Raw genomic sequence first — 14,217 nt, 5'->3', positions numbered from 1 at the left:
CGCGTCAGACCCGCTGTTCGCGCAGGTCGGTGACCTCGGCGGCCGGTGCCCAACCCTGGTAGACGCCGAAGTCGAAGACCTCCAGCCGCATCGCCTCGGCCACCGGCCAGCGACCACCGGTGTACTCCACCCGCAGCCACGCGTCGTGCTCGCCGAGCACGATGAACGGCTGCCCCTTCCAGGTGCAGGTGGTCCGCACGTACGCCAGATCCTCGATCTCGCTCGCCGGCAGCACCCGGACGTAACGGCCCGCCCGGACCTCCTCGAAGCCCTCACCGGGCTCGGGCTGGTAGAGGCGGATGTCGTCGCCGTCCGGGCTGGCCTGGTATTCCCGGCCCTGCCACCGGGCCACGTAACCGTCGCGCATCACGCCTCCCCGACCCGTCGCCAGGTGACCGAGTCGGTGTCCAACTCCGCGACCACCCGCTCGGTGCCGTCCGCGCCGATCCGCCAGAGTTGGGCACCGTGCGGCAGGCGCGCGCTGTCCACTTTGAACTCGGCCACCACGTCGCTGCTCTCACCCGGAGCGAAGCCGTTGCCCCGGAAAGGCGGGCGTTCGATGACCCAGCCCTCCATGGCCCGCATCGCCGACTCGTTCTGACCGCCGTAGGGGATGCGGTAGAGGCTCGGCCGATGCGCCGGCCAGCGCAGCACGTAGATCTCGTCGGCGTCCGGGGCGAACGGCGAGCCGGGGTAGCTGAGGCCGAGCGCCTCGTGCAGCTGAGCCGGTGTGGTCAGGTGGGACAGTTCGCCGGCCCGGTGCACGAACCCGGACACCCGGTCGTACCCACGGTCCAGGTAGTACGCGAGCTGGCTCGGTGCGATCGCCTTCTGCATGACCGTCGGGCGGGTCGGGTCGACAGCCGTCGGGGCGTACCGGGGGCGGGCGGCCGGTTCGGCCGCGGCTGGTGCCTCCACCTGGTCGACTTCCAGGTCGTCGCCGAGCCCCACCTCGGCGGCCCAGTTGGCCAACGCGACGATCTGCTCGCCGGGCAACTTGGCACCGACCGGCGTGCCCGGGTTGACGGCGAACGACCAGTCCTCGTCGGGCCAGCGCCGGATCAGTTGGGCGAACTTCACCCGGACCGTGTCGACGTCCCCGTCGACGTGGTCGGCGAGGCGCTCCGGCGACGTGTAGACCACCACGTACGTCTCGCCGTCGAGTTGCCCGGTACGCCAGACGAAGCCGGGGTCTCCCGGGCGGCTTCCCGGCGTCGAGTCCGGTGCCGCCGGAAGCAGCACCCGGGCCAGCAGCAGGGTGGACAGGAAGGTGTCGGTGCTGCCGGAGCTGGCGGCGCTGAGCAGGTCCTCCTCGACCGTGTTGGCCGGCTCGAACTCGACCGGCGTCGGCTCGTCGGCCGGCGGGTGCGGGCCGTCGCCGCCGAACACGCTCTCGCCGCCGAACAGGCTTTCGCCGCCGGTCTGCTCCGAACCGGTCAGGCCGGCCGACGGAGCACCGCTGTCGGCGCGGTCGGCACCGAGCGGGGTGTCGACACGGCCGTCGAAACCCGGATCATTGAGGCCACCGCCGGCCTCCGTCGGAATCGAGGGGTGCGGGACGGGCGGGCTCGCAACCGGTTGACCGAGGTTGAACGACGCGGGAGCGGAGGGGCCGGGGGGTGACGGATCGAACAGGCCGGGGCCGGGGGGCGACGAGCCGAACGGCGGCGGGGTGGCCTCGGCGGGGCCGGGGCCGGGAGGCGAGGGAACGAACAGGCCCGGACCGGGGGACGGCGAGCCGAACGGTGGCGGGGCGGCCTCGGCGGGGCTGGGCCGGTGGGCCGTCTCGGCCGGCGCGCCGCTCTCGACCGGGTCGGTGAGGTCGCGGGATTCGATGATGGTGCCCTCGATGACGATGGGCGTGAAGCCGCGGCGCGGCGCGGGTGGCCCGGAGACCGGTTCCGCGACGGACTCCGGCAGGTCCTCCGCCGGCCCGAGCCGGCCCGGCCGGTCCTGCGGGATCGCCTGCGTCGCCTCCGCCGAAGGGTCGGGCCGCCCAGGCGCACCGGTCAGGGGAGGCTCAGCGGTCACCCGGAACGCGCGGGTGGGCTCCTCGGCAAGCGGGTTGTGCCGACGCGGCGGCAGCGGCTGGGTGATCTCCTCGCCGGATGCCGGTGCGTCCACGCCCCGGGACGTGCCGAGGCCGCCCTCCGGCCGACGGATCGGCTGGGTGGCTGCCGGGTCCGCTGCCACCTGGAAGGCCCTCGTCGCCGGCTCGTCGGCTGGCGCATCGGCTGGGCGACGGCGCGGAAAGGGCTGACTGCCTCGCCCGAACCGGGTCGGCGGGGCCGCCCGGTCACCCTGACGACCCCCGCTCGCGGCCGGATCACGGGCGGGGCTCGGGTCGAAGAAGGAGCGCCGGGGTGCCGCTTGGGGACCGCTGTTGCCGTTGCCCACGGCGGGGCCGTCGCCGACCGGCCGGGTCGGCGCCGGCCAGCCCCCGCTCGGCCCCTGCTGCTCGGTGGTGGGGGCGGCGGACGCCAACGGGGTGAACCGGGACGGCCGGCCGGTGCGGGGCAGGGCTCCGGCGCCGGGTGCGGGCCGGGGCGGCTCGCTCGGGTGCCGCTGGCCGGCGGCGGGCAGGTCCTCCTGGCCGGCGCGGCGCGGCGGCTCGGCGGGAACCGGTGGGCGGGGTGCCGGGCCCGGCACCGACGGCGTACCGACCCGGGGCAGTCCGCCGCGGCTGGGCCTTCGGGGCGCGATCGGAACACTCTCGGGCGCGGGCGAGGCAGCCCCGGTCGCCGGGGCCGATCCGGCGGCTGACGCGGCGTCGCGAGGTGGCATGCCGGGCCGGGTGCGGGCCAACGTCTCGGCTCGCTCCAGCCGAGCGCGGGCACCCATGGCCCGGCCGGGCAGTCGCACGTCGCCCCGGGACAGCTGCGACACGAACCAGGCCGGCAGGTAACCCTCGACCGGCAGCCCTGGATTGACGGCGAGCCACCACTCGTGGTTGGGCCAACCGGCCGCGAGATCGGCGAAGGGGATGCGGCGGTTGCTGCCGGCGTTGTCGCCCAGGCAGGCCCGCAGTGCGGCGGCGGAGGTGAAGGCCAGGACGTGGGTCCGGCCGCCGGTGGTCCAGGTGCCCCATCCGGCGGGTGGCTGGCCGGGCCGCGTCGGCGCGGAGATCGGCAGCAGCACATCGGTGCGGGACAGGAGCCGGAAGTAGAGCTCCTGGTCGTTGGCGCGCAGCGCGTCGCGCATCGCCACCTCGGCCTCCGTGGCCGGCTCCCATGCGGTCACGGCCACCTCCCCTTCCGAGAACAGGCCACAGGTATCGCGTACAACCTACAAGGTGGCACCAAGATCACAATGGCAGGCCGGCGGCGGCCGGTCAGGGTGTCGAGGAGGCGATAACATCCCGTTCCGGAGCCGACACGATACGGAGGGCGTCGATGTCCCGGTCGATCACGCGCCCGGTCCTCGCAGGTCTGGCCGCCAGCCTGTTGACCGTACCGGCCCTTCCGACCGTCGCCGCCGGGTTCCGGGCGGCGCCGGCCTGCGCGACAGCACTCGCCCCCGTCCGGCCGGTCACCGCCACGCCCTGGCCGCAGCAACGGTACGACCCCGCGCGGCTCGCGCCGCTGGCCACCGGCGTCGGGGTGACCGTCGCGGTGGTCGACTCCGGGGTGGACCGGGCGCACCCGCAACTGGCCGGGCGGGTGCTGGCCGGCGCCGACCTGCTCGACCCCGGCGGGGACGGCCGTCGGGACTGCGCCGGGCACGGCACCGGTGTGGCGAGCATCATCGCGGCGGCGCCCCGCCCCGGCGTCGCCTTCCGTGGGCTGGCGCCGGGCGCCCGGATCCTGCCGGTGCGGGTGAGTGAGCAACAGGTGGTGCAGGGGCGGGAGTCGGGGCGTACGGTCAGCGCCGACGAGTTCGCCCGGGCCATCCGGTGGGCCGTCGACCATGACGCCGACGTGGTGAACCTGTCCGTGGTGCTGTACGCGGACGACCCGGAGGTCCGTGCTGCCGTCCGGTACGCGGTCGACCGGAACGTGGTGCTGGTGGCCGCCGCCGGGAACCTGCACGACAGCGGGGACCCCCGACCGTTCCCCGCCGGCTACGACGGGGTGCTCGGCGTGGGTGCGATCGGGGCGGACGGTGGGCGGGCGACCTTCTCGCAGACCGGCCCGCACGTCGACCTGGTGGCACCCGGCAGCGAGGTGCTGACCGCCGCCCCCGGCGCGGGCCACCACCGGGTCGAGGGCACCAGTTACGCGGCGCCCTTCGTGGCCGCCACGGCAGCTCTGCTGCGGGAGTACCGGCCGGAGCTGACCGCCGCCCAGGTCGCGGAGCGGATCATCGCCACCGCCGATCCAGCTCCGGGCGCGGGCCACGGCGGCGGGTACGGCGCCGGGGTGTTGAATCCCTACCGGGCGGTCACCGAGACCAGCGGCGGCCGGCCGGCGGGAGCGCTGCCGGTGGCCGCGCTCGCCGACGATCGGGCCGACCCGGCGCGACTCGCCCGCCAGACACGCCGGGCCGCCGCTCGGGACCGGGCCCTGTTGGTCGGCGCGGTGGTCGGCATGACGGCGCTCACCGTGGCTCTGCTGGCAGTGGTGGTGCCCCGGGGCGCCCGTCGGCGCTGGCGCCCGGCCGGCCCGGCCTGAGCCCACCCACCCGCGGCCCGAACCTGCGACCGGCCGCGGGCGGGGCGCTGACCCGGACACGGTCAGCGCTCCCGGCCCACATCGCTCACTGGAACAGCCCGGTGTTCTTCTTTTCGGTGTCCAGGTAGTCGGTGGCGGAGTCGTTCACCGCCAGCCTGATGTCACGCAGCATCGCCTGGAGGTCCTGTGAGGCCGAGCGCCACCGCGCCTGCCGCTGCTCGTAGGCCTGCCGCGCCTCGCCCGTCCAGCTCGCCACCAGCGGGGCGGCGTCTCGTTCGAGTTGCCCGAGTTGCGCGTCGAGGGTGTTCAACGCTTTCTGGATGTCAGCGCCGGCCTGCTGCAGCGCGGCGAAGTTGACGACCAGCACACCATGGTCCATCGGATTCCCTCCCCAGCGGGATCAGAGCGGCAACTGGATGCCGCCGCGGTTGGTGCCGGCCACCCGGCTGGCCACCTCGTCGTCGGACACGTCGTACTGCCGGCCGGCGGTGCGGATCGCACCGGCGGTCTCCCGCAGGGCGCGGTGCAGCGCGGCCTGGTCCTGTGACCACTGCTGCTTGACCTGCTCGAACGACCGGCCGCCAGCGCCACGCCAGGCCTGCTGCAACACCTCCAGCTCGGCCAACAGGCCGGTCAGCATGGACTGCAACGACTGGTCCACCTGCTCGAACTTCGCGGCGGTCTGCTGCATGACTGCGGCTTCTGCCTTGGTTTGGGACACCCGGACGTCACCTCGTCTCTCGGATCGCACCTGGCCGTCGACGCGTCCACGGTGGGCGACGCGTCGTCGCTTGGCCCGGTCGTCGAGCACTGAGACACGGGTCAGCGAAGGACTTCGTGGCTGACGGTAGCGACCTCGTAGCAGTTCTGCTACCCCCCGGGCTTCCCCTGTGGACAACCGAGGCGGCCATCGGTCGCTTACGATGTGCCGCAGCCACGTCGCGGCGCGTGACGGGCCGTCAGCGGCGGCCGACCGCCCGACCCGGTTCCCACTGGTCGAGGAGGCACGGTGCCGCACCCACCGACCCCTGTCGACTCCGAGGCAGGGGCCCGCGCACCGGCGACCGGGCCGGGCCGACCCACCGACAGTGGCCTGGCCTCGGCCGATCAGCGCGCGCCCCGCCGCCGGTCGACGGTGGGCCGCTGGGCGGCGGTCGGCCGTCGCGCGGGTGCCCGCACGCGAGCCGGCCAACTGGTCACCGCGCAGGTAGCGGCGGCGCTCGTCCTCGTCGCCCTGGGCCGGCCCGCACCAGTCGTCGCGGTAGCCGCCCTGATGGCCGTGCTGCTGGTGGCGGCCGCCTGGGTGCCGCTTCGGGGGCGCTGGCTCTTCGAGTGGCTGGGCACCGCCGTCGGGCACCTCACCCGCCGCCGGGCGCTGACCGGGCCGGCCGGAGCAGCCGAACTGCTCGACCTGGTCGCCCCGGGCACCGTCGTCCGCTCGACCGAGCTGACCGGTGGGCCGGCGGCCGTCCTGGAGGACACCACGGGAATGGTCGCGCTGCTGGAGTTGGGGGACCCGGGCGACCTGCTGGGTGACGCGTCCCAGGCGATCCCCGCCCCGGCCGCGTTGCTCCCGCCGGCCGGGCCGGACCTGCCCCCGCATCTGGTCCAACTGCTGCTCGCGGGCGCACCGGCACCGGTACCGAGCGCCGGTGGCACGGTCGGCACCTCGTACCGGCAGCTCACCGACGGGCGGCTCGCCGGGCGGGAACGGGCGGTGGTTGCCGTCCGGGTGCTGCGGGTCGACGGTTGGTCCGAGGAGGATCTGCGCCGGGTGCTCGCCGGCACGGTCCGCCGGATCGTCAGGCGTCTCGGGCCGTTGGCCGCGCGGCCGCTCGGGGTGCCGGCGGCGCTGCGCGTCCTGGGCGAGTTGGCCCACCAGGACGACGAACCGGTCCGGGAGTCCTGGCCGGTGATCCGGTCGGGCACCCTGGTCCAGGCCACCTTCCTGCTGACCCGGTGGCCCGACCCGGGCGGTACGGGCGGACGCCGGCTGGTGCCCCGCCTGCTCGCGCTGCCGGCGACGGCCACGACGGTGTCCATGTGCTCGGGTCCGGCGCCGACGATGACGCCGTCGTCGCATTCACCGGCGACCACAACGGTGCCGACCGAGCTGACGGTGCGTCTGGCGGCCGGGACGGCGGCCGAGTTGGCGGCGGCCACCGAGGCGCTGATCCGACTGGTGACCGACCTGGGCGGAAAGTTGCGGCGGCTCGACGGTGCCCACCTGAGCGGGCTGGCCGCCACGCTGCCGCTGGCGTTGCCGGCGTCCGGAGCGCAGCCCCGCCCATCGGCACCCGGGTCGCCGCCCGGCGCGGCGGTGACCGACTGGGAGCTCTCGGTGGGCGACGCGGGGCTGATGGTCGGCACCAACCGGCACGGCCGGGCCGTCACCGTACGACTGTTCCGGCCGGAGAGCACCCGGGTGCTGCTGGTCGGCGGGGTGCGCGCCGCCCAACTGGTGGGCCTGCGCGCGCTGGCACTCGGCGCCCTGGTGGTGGTGCAGACGGTCCGGCCACGCGCCTGGGAGCCGTTCGTCCGGGGGGTTGGCGCACCGGGCGGCACGATCCCGTTGCTGCCGCCGGGTCGGGCGGTCGCCGACGGGGTGGGTACGGCGCTGCGTCCGTTGCTGGTGATCGTCGACGCCGGGCCGGTGGCGGCCGAGGCCGCGCCGGGCCCGCCGTGGCGGGCCACACTGGTGGTACGCGACGAGCTGACACCGGCGGATGTGGACACGCTGAGCCGGGCCGACCTGGCGTTGCTCCAGCCGTTGACCTCCGCCGAGGCCGCCCTGGCCGGAGCCGCGCTGGGGCTGGGCGGCTCGGCCGAGTGGCTGACCCGGATCCGGGAGGACATGGTGGCGGTGGTCAACCGCCGGGCGCTGCGCTGGGCGCTGCTGTCCCCCACACCGATCGAGGGGCAGCTGATCGGGCCGCTGAGGCGCGGCTGACCAGTCGGGCCGCCGAGGCGCGGCTGATCACCAGGATGGCCAGCTGTCGGGTTACGCCGGTGCGTGGTCCGTGGCACGATCCCCGCCATGGGTTTTCTGAAAGGTCTGCTGATTCGGCTGGCCAGCACAGCTCTGGCTTTCTGGCTCGCCACGCTCCTCATTCCGGGCATCTCCCTGGATTCGAACTCGGCCACCGAGACGGTGACCACGCTGCTTCTGGTGGCGGTGATCTTCGGTGTGGTCAACGCTGTTCTCCAGCCGATCATCAAGACCGTCGGCTGCGGCTTCTACCTGCTGACCCTGGGTCTCATCGCCCTGGTGGTGAACGGTCTGCTGTTCCTGCTCACCAGTTGGATCGCCGACCAGGCCGGGCTGCCGTTCGAAGTGGACGGTTTCTGGCCGGCGGCGGTGCTCGGCGCCCTCTTCGTGAGCATCGTGACCTGGATCCTCGGCGCCGTCCTCGACCGGGACTGACCGGCGACCAGCCAGCACCGACCCGGCTTGCCGGGGCCCCGACCTGGTCCGGGGCCCCGGCGGGCCGCTGACCAGAGTTCGGGAATTGGCCGGCCCGGGTGCCCATCCCGGCGGTTAGCGTCGCGGCATGTTCTCACTGACCTACGCCGACGGACACCTGCTCAGCACCGATCCGGCGCGGATCGATCTGGACCTGGTGCACCACTGGTTGTCCACCGACGCGTACTGGGCGCTCGGGCGGGACCGGGAGACCACCGAACGGTCGTTCGCCGGCTCACTGCCGTTCGGCATCTACCGTCCGGAGGACGGCCGCCAGGTGGCGGTGGCCCGGGTCGTCACGGACGGTGCCACCTTCGCCTGGCTCTGCGACGTGTACGTCGACCGGGCCGCCCGAGGTCGGGGGTTGGGCGGGTGGCTGGCCGGTGCGGTCCGCGACCACCTGGCCGAGCTGGGCGTACGCCGGATCCTGCTCTGCACCAACGACGCGCACCAGGTGTACGCCGGGGTTGGCTTCACGCCGCTGGACAACCCGCAGCGGTGGATGCAGCTCGACCGGCGACCGCCGGTGACCCCGATCACCGGAAAGGAACAAAGCAGCACTACGCCCCTTACGGTGGAAGCGTGACACCACTCCGCCTGGGATACCTCTACGGCCTCGGCGCGTACCTGCTCTGGGGTTTCTTTCCGCTCTACCTGAAGCTGCTGCGACCCGCCGGCCCGCTGGAGATCCTGGCCCACCGGATCGTCTGGTCGGTGGTCTTCGTGGCCCTGCTGCTGGCGGCGCTGCGCAACGTCGGCTTCCTGCGGGCGCTGCTGCGCCGCCCCTGGGCGATGGCGGGGATCGTGGCCGCCGCCGCGCTGATCGCTGTCAACTGGGGCACCTACATCTACGGGGTGAACTCCGACCGGGTGGTGGAGACCGCGCTCGGTTACTTCATCAACCCGCTGGTCGTGGTGCTGCTCGGGGTGACGGTGCTGCGGGAGCGGCTACGCCCGACGCAGTGGGTGGCGCTCGGGATCGGCGCGTCGGCGGTCGCGGTGCTCACCGTTGACTACGGTCGGCTGCCCTGGCTGGCACTGACCCTGGCGTTCAGCTTCGCCGGCTACGGCCTGGTCAAGAAGCGGCTGGGGCTGCCGGCGGCCGAGGGGCTCTTCGTCGAGTCGGCGGTGCTGGCGTTGCCGGCGCTGGGCTACCTGGGGTGGCTGACGGCGAAGGCCGACCTCACCTTCGGGCACGTCTCCGCCGGGCACACCGCGCTGCTGGTGCTGGCCGGCGCGGCCACGGCGATTCCGCTGCTCATGTTCGCCGGGGCAGCCAACCGGCTACCCCTGAGCGGCCTCGGCATGATCCAGTACCTGGCGCCGATCCTTCAGCTCGGCTGCGGTGTGCTGATCTTCCACGAGCCGATGCCGCCGGCCCGTCTGGCCGGCTTCGCGCTGGTCTGGCTGGCCCTGATCGTCTTCACCGCCGACGCGGTCCGCAACTCCCGCCGCACCCGGGCCCAGGCCCGGATCCTGGAACCCGTCCCCACCCCGTAATCCCACCCCCCGGCCCCCGCGATCTTGCAGTTTCGGTCGTCGATATGCCCTTCCATGCCCCTTATGAGAGTGCAGAAAGTGCAAGATCGCGGAGGACCGCGCGCAGGGTCAGGGGACGGCGTAGGTGAGGATCGGCGTGCCGTCGGCTCTCTGCAGTTCCACGCTGACCAGCTCGGCGTCGGTGAACCTGGTGGCACCGGTGAAGCTGAGATCGTCACCGGGGGCCGCCAGCCAGGAGCCGATCTGCTCGGTGGCGCCGTTCGGTCCGCGCGCCACGAGCCGGAACGGGTACGCCTTGCCGTAGCTCGTCCGCGCGTCGTACCCGCAGCGCATGGTCACCTCGGTACCCCACTTGGTGCCGGTGAGCCCGAGGTCGGCGTGCACCGGCCCGGCGGCGGCCACCGGTCGCATGGCCACCATCGACACCTGCGGGGCCGGGGTGCCCTGCGCCCCGGGCGGCCCGGCCGGTCGAGGCAGCGCCATTGCGGTGCCCACGCCGACCAGCAGCGCCAGCCCGGCGGCGGCCAGTGTGGTCAGCGCGTACCGTCGCCGGTCCGCGGAGCGTTCCCGACGTCGGCGCTGGCGGGCCTCGGCGAGCAGCGCGGGCACCCTGGGCGGTGCCGGCGGCGGCAGGATCTGCTCCAGTCCCGCCGGGTCGAGGCGTCCGAGCAACCCGGGCAGCACGGCGATCTCGGCGACCGCCTCCCGACACGAGGCGCAGCCGCCGAGGTGCCGCTCGTAGGCCGCCCGCTCGGCAGGGGCCAGTGCACCCAGCACGTACGCGCCGTCGTCGTACGCGAACTCGCACCGGGTCATCCCGTCACCCCCATCTCGGCAAGGACCAACCGTAGAGACCGCAGCGCGTAGTGGGTGCGGGATTTCACGGTCCCCGGCGGCACGCCCAGGCGGGATGCCGCCTCGGCCACCGACCGCCCCTGGTAGAAGCACTCGACCAGCACTTCCCGGTGGGTCGGGCTGAGCCGGTTCAGCGCCTCGGCGACGGTCCACGCCTCCACCGCCCGTTCGGCCTCGTCGATCACCTCGGGCGGTTCGGGCAGGTCGTCGGTGAACACCTCGCCGACCCGGGTGGACCGCCGCCGCCAGGCGTCGATGGCCAGGTTGCGGGCGGTAGTGAACAGCCAGGACCGCACCGATCCGCGTCTCGGGTCGAGTGACTCCGGATGTCGCCAGGCCCGCAGCAGCGTCTCCTGGACCAGGTCCTCGGCCCGCTGCCGGTCCCCGTTGACCAGCCGCAGGGCGTGGGCGTACAGCGCCTCCGCGTGCTCGTCGTGCAGCGCGCGCAGCAGTTGGGCGTCGTGGTCGCTGATGGCGGTCTCCTCGCTTCCGGCGCGCGTGCGGCGGTGGCGTCCGCCTGGGAATACGTGCGGTCACGCCGATCGGTTCAGCCCGAGGTCAGGCCGGTTGCGGGGTGGTTGCCGCCCACGAAGGTGTTCATGCCCGGTTCACACCGTGGCCGACGTGCGCTCACCACGTCCTCCTAGCGTCCGGCTGGTACGCCGCCTGTCGTGCCACCGACTCCTCTGGAGGCCTCCCCCATGAGCGACCGCCCCCGGCTGCTCCCCCTGTTGACCGGCGCCCGCCATGGCACCCGTGACGCCATGACCTGTCTGTACCGGTGCGGAAACGCCTGCGACCACCCGGTGCCGAACACCTCCGACAACGCGTACTTCGGCGACGTGGTGAACGCCGAGATGTCCCGGCGTGGCGTGGTCCGGGCCGGCGCGGTGGGCGCGCTGGTGCTCGGTTTCGGCGGCGCGGCGGCCGGTGCGCTCGCCGGTGCGGCCCCGGCCGTGGCCGCACCGGCCACCATCCCGGACGTCCCGGAGGCCTTCGGTTTCGGCCGTCCGAGCACCGGGGTCGGCAGCGGAGCGCTGACCTTCAAGCCGATCCCACCGAACAAGTTGGACACCCTCGTCGTGCCGAACGGCTACGACCACGCCGTGGTGATCAAGTGGGGTGACCCGGTGCTGCCGGGCGCACCGGAGTTCAACCTGCACCACCAGAGCGCCGCCGCACAGTCCAAGCAGTTCGGTTACAACAACGACTTCGTGGGTGTGCTGCCGCTGGACAAGCAGGGCCGGCGGGCGCTGCTCGTGGTCAACCACGAGTACACCAACGAGGACCTGATGTTCCCGGGCTTCCCCGGCCTGGACGGCCTCTCCGTGGAGCAGCTGCGCACCGCCATGGCCGCGCACGGCATGTCAGTGGTGGAGCTCGAACGGGTCGCGGGCACCGGGCAGTGGCAGCCGGTCAGCAAGGGCCCCCGGCCCTACAACCGGCGGGTCACCGCGCTGAGCACCAAGTTCGACCTCACCGGCCCGGCCGCCGGCTCGGCCTGGTTGAAGACCGCCGCCGACCCGAAGGGTCGTACCGTCGTCGGCACGTTGAACAACTGCGCCGGTGGGGTGACCCCCTGGGGCACCGTGCTCTCCGGCGAGGAGAACTTCAACCAGTACTTCGTGGGCGCCGACGCGGCCCCGGCCGAGCTGAAGCCGAAGCTGGACCGCTACGGCATCGGCACCGCCAGCCGCTACCCCAGCGGCAGCCGCAGGTGGGAGCGCGCGGACGAGCGCTTCGACCTGGCGAAGCACCCCAACGAGGCACACCGCTTCGGCTGGGTCGTCGAGATCGACCCGTTCGACCCGGAGAGCCGCCCGCGCAAGCACACCGCGCTGGGCCGGTTCAAGCACGAGGGCGCCAACGTGATCGTCGCGAAGGACGGCCACGTGGTCGCGTACATGGGCGACGACGAGCGGTTCGACTACCTCTACAAGTTCGTCTCGGACAAGAAGTTCATGAAGGGCAACTCCTGGGCTGCCCGCAAGCACAACCTGACCCTGCTGGAGTCCGGCACGCTCTACGTGGCGAAGCTCGACCAGAGCAGCGCCGCCGAGATCGACGGCTCGGGCAGGCTCCCCACCGACGGCGCCTTCAACGGCCGGGGTCGCTGGATCAAGCTGGTCAGCGGCAACCGGTCGTTCGTCGACGGGATGACCGCCGCGGACGTGCTCACCTTCACCCGGCTCGCCGGTGACAAGGTCGGCGCGACCAAGATGGACCGCCCCGAGGACGTCGAGCCGAGCCTGCTCACCGGCAAGGTGTACGTGGCGCTGACCAACAACACCAACCGCGGCGTCGGCAGCAACCCGAAGGCGGACGAGGCCAACCCGCGCACCGCCAACAAGCACGGGCAGATCCTGGAGCTGGTCGAGGACCGCAACGACAACGCCGCGGAGACCTTCGCCTGGTCGCTGCCGATCGTCTGCGGCGACCCGACCGACCCGTCGACCTACTTCGCCGGGTACGACAAGGCCCAGGTGTCAGCGATCTCCTGCCCGGACAACGTCGCCTTCGACGCCACCGGCAACCTCTGGATCTCCACCGACGGCAACGCGCTGGGCAGCAACGACGGCCTGTTCGCCACCGCCGTGGAGGGTCCGCAGCGGGGTCACCTCAAGCAGTTCCTGACCGTGCCGCTCGGCGCGGAGACCTGCGGACCGTTCATCACCGGCGACAACCGTTCGCTCTTCGTCGCGGTGCAGCACCCGGGCGAGATCAGCGGGGCTTCGGTGGAGAACCCGGCCTCGAACTGGCCGGACGGTGACTACGCCAAGCCGGGCGTGGTGGTCACCTGGCGCCTCGACGGCGGCCCGGTGGGCAGCTGAGGTCGTAACCGCGGCCGAGAGGCCGATGACGTTGTTCCCGGCGGTCCGGCGCTGGACCGCCCCGAGAGGCCCTCTCCCAACCGGGGAGAGGGCCTCTCGGCGGTCAGTTGTCGGAGGCGATGCCGTCGGCCACGCTGCGGGCCACGGTGAGCAGCTTGGCGCGTACCACCCGGGCGGAGGTCATCATCTCGCTGGCCGGCAACGCGCAGGCCAGCACGACGCGGCGTTCCATGTCCTTGTCCGGCGCGACGAGCACCGCGGCGCAGGCCACCCCCTGCCGGAACTGCCCCATCTCCAGCTGCATGCCGCGCCGGTCACCGGCGGCCAGGTCGGCCTCGAAACTCTCGGGGGTGGTCAGCGTGGCGGTGGTGAACGGGCGCATGCCGTACTCACGCAGATAGCGGTAGCGCTGGTCGCTCGTGAGGGTGGCGAGCAACGACTTGCCGAGGGCTGTGGCGTGCGCCCCCTCGTCGAAGCCGGGGACCAGGTCCTCCAGGTAGGGCGAGCGGTGCCCCTCGGCGACCGCGGTGAGGGCCACCTGGCCGCCGACGAACCGACCGAGGTAGTGGCTGTAGCCGGTGTCCAGGGCGGCCCGCCGCAGCGTCTCACCGACCGCCGGTGGACCCCGGAACGCGGTGACAAGCTCCCGGTACCGGTCGGCCACCTCCAACCCCACGATGTACGTGCCGTCCTCGCGACGGATCACGTAGCCCTCGTAGGCGAGGGTGCGGACCAGGTGGTAGGTGGTGGCCACGGTCAGCTCACAGCGCCGGGCGATCTGCTTGACGGTCAGGCCCTTCGGGGCGCGACCGACCGACTCCAGCACCCGTAGCGCTCGGGACACGCTGCGAATCAGGTCCGAAGGTTCTGCCAAGGGGTCGCGCACAACCACCTCCGCCGCCGGGGACTTACACCATATGAAAAACAGGCCCGGTGCGAAATGCCTGTTCGGGTCGAG

The 14,217-nt window shown here is 73.2% G+C and carries 13 protein-coding genes; 6 read left to right on the top strand and 7 right to left on the bottom strand.

What is annotated here, in order from left to right; translation table 11 throughout:
* Positions 1-4 precede the first annotated feature (4 nt).
* Together IF22_RS0119930 and IF22_RS0119925 are read right to left on the bottom strand one after the other, a co-directional pair.
* On the bottom strand, positions 5-370 hold the full coding sequence (locus IF22_RS0119930) for a hypothetical protein (RefSeq protein WP_030334177.1): 366 nt from the start codon (positions 368-370) through the stop codon (positions 5-7).
* Positions 367-3,240, bottom strand: a complete 2,874-nt coding sequence (locus IF22_RS0119925; RefSeq protein WP_030334175.1) for an SseB family protein — start codon at positions 3,238-3,240, stop codon at positions 367-369. Before IF22_RS0119925 ends, IF22_RS0119930 begins: the two co-directional genes overlap by 4 nt.
* Positions 3,241-3,392: 152 nt before the next feature.
* Here IF22_RS0119925 and mycP point away from each other — a divergent pair, with 152 nt between their 5' ends.
* On the top strand, positions 3,393-4,610 hold the full coding sequence (mycP, locus tag IF22_RS0119920; RefSeq protein WP_030334173.1) for a type VII secretion-associated serine protease mycosin: 1,218 nt from the start codon (positions 3,393-3,395) through the stop codon (positions 4,608-4,610).
* Between the two features lie 85 nt (positions 4,611-4,695).
* On the opposite strand, the gene IF22_RS0119915 is transcribed toward mycP, so the two are convergent.
* Positions 4,696-4,989 (bottom strand): WXG100 family type VII secretion target, encoded by a 294-nt coding sequence (locus IF22_RS0119915; protein WP_030334171.1) that lies wholly within the window; start codon positions 4,987-4,989, stop codon positions 4,696-4,698.
* A gap of 21 nt (positions 4,990-5,010) precedes the next feature.
* Positions 5,011-5,331, bottom strand: coding sequence for a WXG100 family type VII secretion target (locus tag IF22_RS0119910; protein ID WP_030334170.1), 321 nt, complete (start codon positions 5,329-5,331; stop codon positions 5,011-5,013).
* 288 nt (positions 5,332-5,619) lie between these two features.
* Here IF22_RS0119910 and eccE point away from each other — a divergent pair, with 288 nt between their 5' ends.
* The 4 genes from eccE (at position 5,620) to rarD (ending at position 9,573) form a co-directional block, all read left to right on the top strand.
* A complete protein-coding gene (gene eccE / locus IF22_RS0119905; RefSeq protein WP_209444580.1) occupies positions 5,620-7,560 on the top strand; it encodes a type VII secretion protein EccE in 1,941 nt (646 codons plus the stop codon).
* A gap of 87 nt (positions 7,561-7,647) precedes the next feature.
* Positions 7,648-8,034 carry a phage holin family protein gene (locus tag IF22_RS0119900; RefSeq protein ID WP_030334166.1) on the top strand — a complete coding sequence of 129 codons (387 nt, stop codon included), beginning with the start codon at positions 7,648-7,650 and terminating at the stop codon, positions 8,032-8,034.
* Positions 8,035-8,161: 127 nt separating this feature from the next.
* A complete protein-coding gene (locus IF22_RS0119895; RefSeq protein WP_030334164.1) occupies positions 8,162-8,659 on the top strand; it encodes a GNAT family N-acetyltransferase in 498 nt (165 codons plus the stop codon).
* A complete protein-coding gene (gene rarD, locus IF22_RS0119890; RefSeq protein ID WP_030334162.1) occupies positions 8,656-9,573 on the top strand; it encodes an EamA family transporter RarD in 918 nt (305 codons plus the stop codon). The genes IF22_RS0119895 and rarD overlap by 4 nt, the downstream gene beginning before the upstream one ends.
* Before the next feature lie 108 nt (positions 9,574-9,681).
* On the opposite strand, the gene IF22_RS0119885 is transcribed toward rarD, so the two are convergent.
* Both IF22_RS0119885 and IF22_RS0119880 read right to left on the bottom strand, forming a co-directional pair.
* On the bottom strand, positions 9,682-10,389 hold the full coding sequence (locus tag IF22_RS0119885; protein ID WP_030334160.1) for an anti-sigma factor family protein: 708 nt from the start codon (positions 10,387-10,389) through the stop codon (positions 9,682-9,684).
* Complete coding sequence (locus IF22_RS0119880; RefSeq protein ID WP_030334158.1) at positions 10,386-10,880, bottom strand: sigma-70 family RNA polymerase sigma factor; 495 nt, start codon at positions 10,878-10,880, stop codon at positions 10,386-10,388. Before IF22_RS0119880 ends, IF22_RS0119885 begins: the two co-directional genes overlap by 4 nt.
* 249 nt (positions 10,881-11,129) lie before the next feature.
* Here IF22_RS0119880 and IF22_RS0119870 point away from each other — a divergent pair, with 249 nt between their 5' ends.
* Positions 11,130-13,259: a PhoX family protein gene (locus IF22_RS0119870; protein WP_030334154.1), complete on the top strand. Its 2,130-nt coding sequence runs from the start codon at positions 11,130-11,132 to the stop codon at positions 13,257-13,259.
* 103 nt (positions 13,260-13,362) lie between these two features.
* Here IF22_RS0119870 and IF22_RS0119865 read toward each other — a convergent pair whose 3' ends face one another.
* A complete protein-coding gene (locus IF22_RS0119865) occupies positions 13,363-14,145 on the bottom strand; it encodes an IclR family transcriptional regulator (protein WP_030334152.1) in 783 nt (260 codons plus the stop codon).
* Positions 14,146-14,217 lie beyond the last annotated feature (72 nt).

Origin of the sequence: Micromonospora parva, assembly GCF_000718515.1 — a bacterium.
Taxonomy (GTDB): domain Bacteria; phylum Actinomycetota; class Actinomycetes; order Mycobacteriales; family Micromonosporaceae; genus Micromonospora; species Micromonospora parva.
Note: the sequence above shows the minus strand (reverse complement) of the source record. Positions and strands in the feature narration are given on the sequence as shown.